The 9,466-nt window shown below is 29.3% G+C and carries 10 protein-coding genes and 1 pseudogene; 5 read left to right on the top strand and 6 right to left on the bottom strand.

Annotated features, from left to right (window positions below; genetic code table 11):
• Window positions 1-98: 98 nt before the first annotated feature.
• Window positions 99-428: pseudogene (locus tag LJD34_RS14805) on the top strand (nuclease-related domain-containing protein); the annotation flags it as partial.
• Window positions 429-462: 34 nt separating this feature from the next.
• Here LJD34_RS14805 and LJD34_RS14800 read toward each other — a convergent pair.
• Window positions 463-1,656 (bottom strand): MATE family efflux transporter, encoded by a 1,194-nt coding sequence (locus LJD34_RS14800; RefSeq protein WP_227360259.1) that lies wholly within the window; start codon window positions 1,654-1,656, stop codon window positions 463-465.
• A gap of 171 nt (window positions 1,657-1,827) precedes the next feature.
• Between LJD34_RS14800 and LJD34_RS14795 the strand changes: the two genes are divergently transcribed.
• The gene (locus LJD34_RS14795) at window positions 1,828-2,445 is read left to right on the top strand and encodes a Crp/Fnr family transcriptional regulator (protein WP_227360258.1); all 618 of its coding nucleotides are present in this window, start codon (window positions 1,828-1,830) and stop codon (window positions 2,443-2,445) included.
• 19 nt (window positions 2,446-2,464) lie between these two features.
• On the opposite strand, the gene LJD34_RS14790 is transcribed toward LJD34_RS14795, so the two are convergent.
• Window positions 2,465-3,685 (bottom strand): OFA family MFS transporter, encoded by a 1,221-nt coding sequence (locus tag LJD34_RS14790; protein WP_227360257.1) that lies wholly within the window; start codon window positions 3,683-3,685, stop codon window positions 2,465-2,467.
• Between the two features lie 19 nt (window positions 3,686-3,704).
• Window positions 3,705-4,481 carry an SDR family NAD(P)-dependent oxidoreductase gene (locus LJD34_RS14785; RefSeq protein ID WP_139940249.1) on the bottom strand — a complete coding sequence of 259 codons (777 nt, stop codon included), beginning with the start codon at window positions 4,479-4,481 and terminating at the stop codon, window positions 3,705-3,707.
• A gap of 180 nt (window positions 4,482-4,661) precedes the next feature.
• Here LJD34_RS14785 and LJD34_RS14780 point away from each other — a divergent pair, with 180 nt between their 5' ends.
• Window positions 4,662-5,465 carry a MerR family transcriptional regulator gene (locus LJD34_RS14780; RefSeq protein WP_143712315.1) on the top strand — a complete coding sequence of 268 codons (804 nt, stop codon included), beginning with the start codon at window positions 4,662-4,664 and terminating at the stop codon, window positions 5,463-5,465.
• Window positions 5,466-5,492: 27 nt separating this feature from the next.
• Here the strand turns inward: LJD34_RS14780 and LJD34_RS14775 are convergent, their stop codons facing one another.
• A complete protein-coding gene (locus LJD34_RS14775; protein ID WP_032090948.1) occupies window positions 5,493-5,984 on the bottom strand; it encodes a hypothetical protein in 492 nt (163 codons plus the stop codon).
• A 119-nt stretch (window positions 5,985-6,103) separates the two neighbouring features.
• On the opposite strand from LJD34_RS14775, the gene LJD34_RS14770 reads away from it, so the two are divergent.
• Window positions 6,104-6,487: a PAS domain-containing protein gene (locus tag LJD34_RS14770; RefSeq protein WP_032090947.1), complete on the top strand. Its 384-nt coding sequence runs from the start codon at window positions 6,104-6,106 to the stop codon at window positions 6,485-6,487.
• Between the two features lie 12 nt (window positions 6,488-6,499).
• On the opposite strand, the gene LJD34_RS14765 is transcribed toward LJD34_RS14770, so the two are convergent.
• Both LJD34_RS14765 and LJD34_RS14760 read right to left on the bottom strand, forming a co-directional pair.
• The gene (locus tag LJD34_RS14765) at window positions 6,500-7,327 is read right to left on the bottom strand and encodes a D-alanyl-D-alanine carboxypeptidase family protein (protein WP_227360256.1); all 828 of its coding nucleotides are present in this window, start codon (window positions 7,325-7,327) and stop codon (window positions 6,500-6,502) included.
• A gap of 7 nt (window positions 7,328-7,334) precedes the next feature.
• Window positions 7,335-8,513 carry a CapA family protein gene (locus LJD34_RS14760; protein WP_147580707.1) on the bottom strand — a complete coding sequence of 393 codons (1,179 nt, stop codon included), beginning with the start codon at window positions 8,511-8,513 and terminating at the stop codon, window positions 7,335-7,337.
• Window positions 8,514-8,591: 78 nt separating this feature from the next.
• Between LJD34_RS14760 and LJD34_RS14755 the strand changes: the two genes are divergently transcribed.
• Window positions 8,592-9,323 carry an acyl-[acyl-carrier-protein] thioesterase gene (locus LJD34_RS14755; protein WP_227360255.1) on the top strand — a complete coding sequence of 244 codons (732 nt, stop codon included), beginning with the start codon at window positions 8,592-8,594 and terminating at the stop codon, window positions 9,321-9,323.
• The last annotated feature ends 143 nt before the right edge of the window (window positions 9,324-9,466 follow it).

The following is a 9,466-nucleotide window of genomic DNA, read 5'->3' as shown; positions in this document are numbered from 1 at the left end:
CTGTGTAAGACCTATAATGTATTGTCATTAGAGGCTGTAGTGGTTGAAGCAAGAAGCTCCGACTTCTAAACGAAGTGTAAGTCGGGGTAGTTCACGTAAAGAATTTTAGTGGCAAACTTGTGGGAAATGAAGATGATCAATATTGGAATAAGTATAAAATAAGTAGAGGAAACAAAGAATATATAAAAGAAATAAGAAATCCTATTAAACAACTAAAAAGAGAAATATATTTGTTAAAGGAATATTTGAAGTATTATGGTGTTGATTTATGGATAGAAGGTTATGTTTTATTTGTAAATATGAATAGTCCAGTAGAAAGCGAATATACTGTTAATGATAAAAATGAAATAGATGATATTTTACATTTAAGAAGGAATCAAGTACTTACAAAAAATCAAATTGAAAAGATTATAAGTATTTTAAAATAAAGAGATGTCTTATATAGTACAAGACATCTTTTTGTTATTTATATATTTTATATAAAATAAGTGCAATGATTGCAGTGATAATATCCGCAATCATTTGACTACTAATAATACCATAATATCCAAAAATATTTGATAAAAGAAGAAGAAAAATTGCAAAAACAATACCTTGTCTACCTATTGAAAGTAATAATGCAGGAAGTGCTTTTCCTTCTGATTGAAATAAAGTTGTAAAGACAAGAATAATCCCTACACAAGGAGAAGATAAAAGCAAAAATCTTAACATCAATGTTCCAGCTTGAATAATAGAAGGATCATTCATAAATATTTTAATAAATGATGATGTAAATAAAGCTAAGATAATAGATGTAATAACTGCAAAAGTAATTTCTACAAATAAATCAAACTTAATAATTTCTTTTAAACGTTTAGTATTATGTGCACCATAATTATATCCAAGTAAAGGTTGTGCACCAAAAGCAAAACCAATCATGACAAGTAAAACAATCATATTGATTTTTAAAACAATTCCCATAGCTGCTACTTTGTCATTTCCATAAGTAACTAAATAATTGTTTGTCATCGCCATCGCAAAGCTAGACATTAAATTTGTAATAGAGGCGGGAATACCAATTGTAAAAATAGAAATGACTTCATTTTTAGTAACATGTGTATGTTTTAAAGAAATTGATAATTTCTTACTTTTCTTTAAAGTAAGATAAATAAAAACAAGGTCAGATGCAAAATAACCAATAATGGTTGCGATAGCTGCACCACCAGCTCCCATGTTTAAATAGAGAATAAAAATAGGATCTAAAATCATATTGATAATTGAACCAGTAATTGTTCCAATCATTGATTCTGTAGCTAATCCTTCTGTTCTCATGAGATTACTAGGAGTCAAGGAAACGATAATTAAAGTTGCTCCTAAAGCCATATAAGTATAATATTGGTTGGCATAAGGAAGTGTTGCTTGATTTGTTCCAAGGATTGTTAAAATTGGTTTTCTAGCAATCATCATAATAAGAGAAACTAAGATACCACAAACAATAGCTCCATAGAAACAAAAACCACTGACGTTCTTTCCTTCTTCATCTTGTTTTTGTCCAAATAAACGAGAAATAACAGAGCTACTTCCAATACCAAAGATGTCTCCTAAAGCTATCATTAAAGTAAAAATAGGCGCACATAAAGAAACACCAGCAACAAGATTTGTATTTTGTGTCTTTATAGACTAAAGAAATAACCATGCTTAATACAACGGGTAAAGCAAGTTTAAAGTATGCTTTAGATATAGGCGCTTTTTCAAATAAATCATTATTATTCATACAAATATCTCTCTTTCTAGGGAAGTATAACAAAATGATTTGTCAATTATTGTGACATGTGACACAATAGAGGTATGGAAAAGATCTATGATAAAAATTTAATAAATAAAGTAAAAGAAGAATATAAAATAGACAATTATTTTTCTAAGGAATATGAATTTATAGGGATTGAATATGAAGAAGATGAAACAATGATCAATCCTTTAGAAAAAACACAATATATTCAATTTGTATTAGAAGGAACGTTATTGATTTCTTTTATTGATCAAGAGGGAAGACAAACTGTAGTTTCTCAAAGTGAAGAATTATGTATTTTAGGTGATATGGAATTTGTTGATGATTTAAATCCGATGTTTTTTGCGGAAGCAAAAATAAAGGTCAAAACGTTGGCGCTATCTTTAAAAGATAATAAAGAAAAGCTTAATCAAGATATAAAATTTCTACATACACTTTTAAATTCAATCGCTTCTAAATTAAAACAATCATCAACCAATCAATTTGTTTATCAAAGTATTGAAGAACGTTTTTTATATTATTTGAAATATTATTGTTATGGTTCATTAAAAAGCATTGAAGAAGCCACAAATTATCTTCATTGTAGTCGAAGACAATTACAAAGAATCTTAAAGAAGCTTTGTGATGAAGGAAAAATGATTAAAGAAGGTAAAGGAAAGTATAAAATAAAGGGGTGAAATTTTTCACCCCTTAAAATTAAGCATTTAACATTTTGTTAGCAAGTTTTTTAGCCACAACGACTAATAAAACAGCAACTGCAGCAAGAATAGCTGAACCAATGAATCCCATCACATAAGATCCTGTAGCATCAAAGAAACTTGCGGAAATCTTAGGACCAACGAAAGCCCCAATACCATAACCAATAAAGATCAAACCATAGTTTCTATTATAATATTTAGAACCAAAGATTGTTTTAACCATTGGTGCGAAAACAACAAGTAATCCACCAAATGAGAAACCAACTAAAGCAATGCATGCGACAAAGTATGCAAATGAATGAGCTACTGTTAGCATAAGCATTGAAATACCATTTAAAATCAAGACAAGAATTAAAGAATTCCATCCTTTTAACTTATCATAAATAACACCAAATGATAAACGACCAAACATATTAAATAAAGTCATTAAACTTACACATAAAGCCGCATCCATCGCTGATAAACTAATTTGAGTTTGTGCAATTGGTGATGTTGCAGAAACCATCATTGTTCCAGCAGCATTAGCGAAAATAAACATTACTAATAATACCCAGAAGATTGGAGTTTTAACCATTTGAGGAATATTATAATCTTTTGTATGTAATTCTTTGTTTTGTTGTGCACTTGGTACCCAACCTTTAGGAGTCCATCCATCAGGACAAGGAACAATCATCCAAGCAACAGCTCCAACACCGATTAAGAATACAACACCTAAAATTTTACAAGCCATTGGTGCTCCAAAGTTATCAATTAACATTTGAGCGATAGGTGACATAATGAAAGGTCCACAAGCAGCTCCAGCTTGAACTAAACCAGAGATAGAACCACTTTTATCTGGGAACCATTTTAATGCTGTTGGTAAACATGCAGGATAAATTGTTCCAGCACCAGCACCAGCAATGACACCATAAGCAATATATAAGAATGGAATAGATGAAGCAAAACCAGTTAAGATCCATCCTCCAGCAAATAAAACTAAACCAATATAAATAGCTACTCTTGGTTGTAATTTTTCAGCTAAAATACCACCAAGGAAACCTACTGCACAGTAGATAAACATATAAATTGTGTATGCCATTGAAAAATCTGAATTACTCCATCCAAATTGATTACAAAATGGCAAACAGAATAAACTAAAGAAGGCAGTGGCAGAAGTGAATAAACTTTGAATCCAAACTCCTGCAAAAACACGCCAACGTGTTGCTTTTGTAATTTTCATATTCTCTTTTCTCCCTTTATTATTGTAAAGTACCTAAATCAAGTGGTACACCTTGTCCATTAAATTTACCAGCTTCTCTACTAGTTCCTAACCAGTAAACCATACTAGCGATATCTTCTACTTCAAGGAATGGAACTCCTGCATACATTTCTTCAACAGATTTGAAATCTTTACCAGTTAAATCATTAATGAATTTAACATAATCCATTGTTTCACACATTGGAGTTTTAACTTTAGTAGGACATAAAGCATTAACAATAATTCCTTTAGAACCCACTTCTTTAGCAAGCGTTTTAGTTAATCCTAAAATACCCCATTTACTCATACAATAAGTAGCTAATTGAGGAGTACCATATAAACCAGAAGTTGATGAAATATTAATAATACGACCAAATCCTTGTTTTAACATATATTGAGCAGCATATTTATCAGTACGCCAAGTACCAATTAAGTTAATATCCATTACTTTTTCAACTTGTTCATCAGTTAATTCCCAAGTATAACCGAAGTTAATAACACCAGCATTAGCAATCACAACATCTAAACGACCAAATGTTTCCCATGCCGAAGCAAATAATGCTTCCATATCTTCAGTAGAAGTAATGTTTGCTTTTTTAGCTAAAACTTTTGCTCCTTTTGCTTCACAATTTGCAATTGTTTCTTTAAATGCTTCATGAGAGGGATCTAACATATCAGCCAAAACAACATTAAATCCGTTTTCAGCATATTTGTAGGCATGAGCACGACCTTGTCCCATTGCTCCACCTGTAATAAGAACAACTTTTTTTTCTTCCATAATTTTTCTCTCCCTTTGTTATTTATTTAACATCACATGTTATTTTTTTAACAAAGTCATTTTAAACTCTCAAATCGTTTGAGAGTCAAGGGGGTAAAAAAGTATCAAATAAGGTCAAAAAAGAGGAAAATATGTTATAATTTGGTGAAAACTTTAAAACAATTTGAAGGTTGGGGGATTATGTACAATACTTATACAATAGGAGAACTTGCTAAAATACTAGGAATTACAGCTGAAACAATTCGTTATTATGAAAGAAAAGGAATCATTGCGCCCATCCATGATCAAGAAACAGGATATCGCTATTATACAACTTGGGATCTTCATATGCTGATTCGTGCACGTTGTTATCTTGGCTTTGGATTATCAATTGAAGAAACAGCGGGAATACTCCAAAGTAAGTCTTTAGAAGAAATTGATGATTTATTAGAAGAACAAGAACAAATCATTCAAAAGAATATTATTTATCAAATGAATTTATTAAAAAGACTACGTACCAATCGAAAACTCATTAGTCGAAGTGAAAACTTAAACTTTACTTTACAAAAAAGACCAGGAATCTATCGTATTGATACACAAAAATGTTATACGATAGATTTAAAGAAAGAAGAACGTGAAGAACTTAAAGAATTTTGTCAAAAAATACCATTTGTTTTTTCTACGGCGCTTTTTCCTAAAGAACATATTGAAAATGAAAATAAGGAATTCTACTATGGAATAGGGGTAGAGGAAGAATTTGCGGGAGTACTTGATATCAAAGAAAGTGAATATGTTCATTACTATCCTGAACAGTTATGTCTTTATATGTGCGTTCCTTCTCGTTCGAGTCAAATACTGACATATGAGGTTTTACAGCCCGCCTTTGATTATATGGAAAAAAATAATCTCCAACTCGCAGGAGATGTGATTTCTCAAGTGGTTTCAATGTGGAAACCAGAAGAAGAATATTTTAATTATCATAATATTTGGATTCCCATCAAATAAAAAAGCAATTTCGACCGAAATTGCTTTTTATCTTGTTCTTTGTAATGATTTTTTAAGAATAGAATCATCGATAAAGCGAATATATGTTTCTAATGTCTTTTGTCCATAAGTAAAACGTAATTTTGTTTTCTTTGGATAAGTGACTCTTTTAATTTTTCTATAATCAAATAAAACACGACCAATTAAAACTTGTTTTTGTCCAAAGAAAATAATCCATTGAATCATTAAATAGAAAACAAAAGAATAAATTGTGAAAGCATTTAATGGTAAATAAACACTATCAACATCGCCACTTAATAAATGCGTAATCATGTAATAAATACAATAAACAAGCATTACTAAATAAATAACAATAATGATTGCATAGAATATTTTTCCTTGCATGTTTAAACCACAAACCATGGTATCATCTTTCTTCTTTGTTTTAATAATTGTAGCTACGAAATTAATGACAAGATAAGTAATCCACACTAAAATAACAGCTACTAAAATAGGTAATAAATATTTTAAATCTCCCATAAAAGACGCTCCTTTAAATAATTACCTTATTATTATACAAGAAAAAACAAAAATAGTATAGTAGGAAAAATACCTATTAATAAGGCAAATATGTTACAATGATAAAAAAGGAGAACACAATGGAAATTACAAAGGAAATATTAGAAAGTATTTTAGATGCTTATAGTTATGAAATTGTTTTTGTTGATCGACAACATATTGTGCGCTATATGAATAAAACAGCTAAAGAAAGATATGGTGAGCGTGTAAAAATCAATCAAAGTTTATTTAATTGTCATAGTGAAAACTCTAAAGTTAAAATTGAAGAATTTTTAAAAAGAGCCGATGCTGGTGAAGATGAAATGTTTGAAACTTATAATACTAAAACAGGTGAAAGAGAATTCTTTGTACCTGTTAGAGATTCTAATAAACACGTCATTGGTTATTTTGAAAGACATGAGATGCCTTGGGATGAAAGCAATCCTAAAGTTCCTGTAACTGAATATTGGAAACATAGAAGATAGCTTTGCTATCTTCTAATAGTTTCTAGCATAATATTCATCAAAAGTTAGACCACTTTTTTCTATTTTTTGGGCTAGGTCTTTTCCTACATAACGAATGTGCCAAGATTCATAACTATACCCTGTTAGTTCCTCTTTATCTTTTGGATAACGTAAGATAAAACCATAATTACTTAGTTGACTTAAAAACCAAGAATATTGAGGGTGATTTTCGACTTCTTCATATTTATATTGATCTAAAGCAATATCTAAGCCTAACCCCGTTGTATGTTCACTATGGCCGGGACGTGAACAAGTTTCATCTGCTCTTTCTACACTATAAGTTTCTACCATATGGTTATAAATTTCTTTTTGCCAAACTGTTGAACGATAGCCTGAAGTCACATACAGTTCAAAACCTTTATTTATACAAGCTTGTTTTAAAGCTTGAAAATCATCATAAACCACTTTTCTAGCAGTATGTTTACTATAAGAACTTCCATAAGTACCTGCGTTTGTATTTATTTCAACAAGATCACTCGGTTCATAGGTTTCATCTAATTGATAATATTTATTAACAATTGTATTTAAATCATTAGGATGTTCTTGTTTGATGATTTTTCCATAAAAATCAAAATCACGATTCATATTTACAAGTGTAATAACTTCTTTTTTACTTAGAACTTGGTGTGCTTTTTGGTAGGTATCATATCTTTCTTTATATTCTTGATGATAAAAACTTATTTCAGGTGTTTGTTTCTTTTTTACCATTTTTACTTCCTGAGTATTCTTTTTAGGAAAGAAAAAACCAATACCACCAACCATACAGATTATTAATATTAATAGACTTATTCTTTTCTTCATATAAACCTCACATTTCTATATCAATATCATCATTACTAATCATTTGTTTAACATAATTTTTGAATTCTTTAATGATATCAGCTTGATCTTTTAAAATACTATGTTGACTAGCAAGAGTAGAAGTATATTCTTTAAGTGAATAAATAGTTACAACATTATCATTATAATGATTGACAAGAGGAACATATTGAATATTTTCAATACTGATTTCATCTTCTTTTTTAACAAAATCAAAACATACCATTCCTTCTAACTGATTATAAACATCTTTCATCGTACTTAAAAAATTACCTAAAGAATAAATAACAAGTGTATGATTGATTTTTTCAATAGGTTGAATTAAATGAGGATGATTTCCAATTACAACATCAACACCTAAATCAGCAAAATAATGAGCATATTCTTGTTGTAAATCAGATAATTCACTATGTCCTTCTTTCCCCCAATGAACAGCTACAATAACTACATCACTTTGAGCTTTAGCGTTGTTTACATCTTCTTTAATTTGTTCCTTATTTAATTGTCCTAATATATAAGGATACGTTTTTAATTGTTTTTGAATAGATTTATAGTTGGTTGTTTCATTAACACCAAAAGTATAAGCTAAAAGACTAAAACGAATTCCGTTTTTTTCAATGACTCTTATTGTTTGCCGGTCTTCTTGATTTTCATATAGCCCAGAAAAGAGAATATCGGAATGTTGTTTCCAAATATGTGCAGATGATATCAAAGCATTTTTTCCTAGATCCATGGAATGATTTGTAGCACTAGAAACCATATTAAATCCTGTATCTTGTAGATCATCAATTAAAGATTCAGGAGAATTAAAATTAGGATAACCTTTAATTCCATAAGAATCACCAGCAATCAAAGTTTCTTGATTAATATAAGCTAAATCATGATCAGAAATATATTTTTTTATATTTTGATAACAAGGTTTAAAATTATAAGTTGTATCATTTCCCTGTTTTAAGGCATATTGATAAACATTTTCATGGATAATATTGTCTCCTACTGCAACAAAGGAAACAGTAGGGTAGGATGTGTTTTTTTTATTTTTTTTATGTATTGTTCTAGGTTGGATAGGAGTAGAATAATAAGAAAATATAAAATAAAAAAGTAAACATAGTGTTATTAAGAAAGTGATTGAAACAAAGAATATTTTTTTCTTATTTATTTTTTTCATATATTTTCCAGCCTTTCCTTTTGATTATAAATATATTATTATTAATTTAATAAAAAATAAACATTTTGGAGAAAAAAAATGAAAAATAGTGAAACATGTGAACGATATGAAATAGAATACCAAAACGCCGATTATTATGGTGAATATAAATATGCGGATTTATTATCAAAGCTTTCTAATCTTGCAACTAAAAATGCGATGGAAATAGGTTTGTGGAAGGAAAATTTTAATGGAAAATATGGTTGGGTATTAGTTAAGCAAACAGTTAAATTAAAAAGACCACTATTAGTAGGAGAGGAACTGATAGTTTCTACCCGTGCTAAAGGGGAAAGAAAAATTCAATATTTTAGAACCTATGATTTAAAAATCAATGATGAAGTTGTAGGAGGCATTTATTCTATTTGGACATTAATAGATATTGAAAAAAGAAGAATTGTCAGACCACAAAAAGTAGGAATTACAATTCCTGAATGTGAAGAATATTCGAGTTTTGTAGAAAAATACGAGTCGCTTTTAGATATAGAGACTCAAAAAGTTCAAACAAGAGAAGTCATGTATAGTGATATTGATTTAAATAAGCATATGAATAATGCAAGATATCTTGAATGGGTCATGGATCTTCTTCCTCAAAACGTATTAGAAAAATATTTTATTGGAGAAATGACAATGCACTATCAAAAGGAAATTGCTCCAGAGAGTATTGTGGATTTATATTATGGGCAAGAAGATGATCATTTTAAAATAGAATTTAAGATTGCAGAACAAATACATTTTGTTATATCAGGAAGATTTAAAGAAAAGAAAGAATAATGGATAAAGTTATATCATAATATACTAAGAAAAAAGTGATTCTCATTTAAAAGGCGCTCTAAATAATCGAGTGCTTTAGCGAAATTCGCTCTAAATTATTAAGGGGGATATTGATGTGGAATCAGTATTCCCTCTAAAATATT

Origin of the sequence: Faecalibacillus sp. MSK20_93 (assembly GCF_020589945.1) — a bacterium.
Lineage (GTDB): Bacteria > Bacillota_I > Bacilli_A > Erysipelotrichales > Coprobacillaceae > Faecalibacillus > Faecalibacillus intestinalis.
Note: the sequence above shows the minus strand (reverse complement) of the source record. Positions and strands in the feature narration are given on the sequence as shown.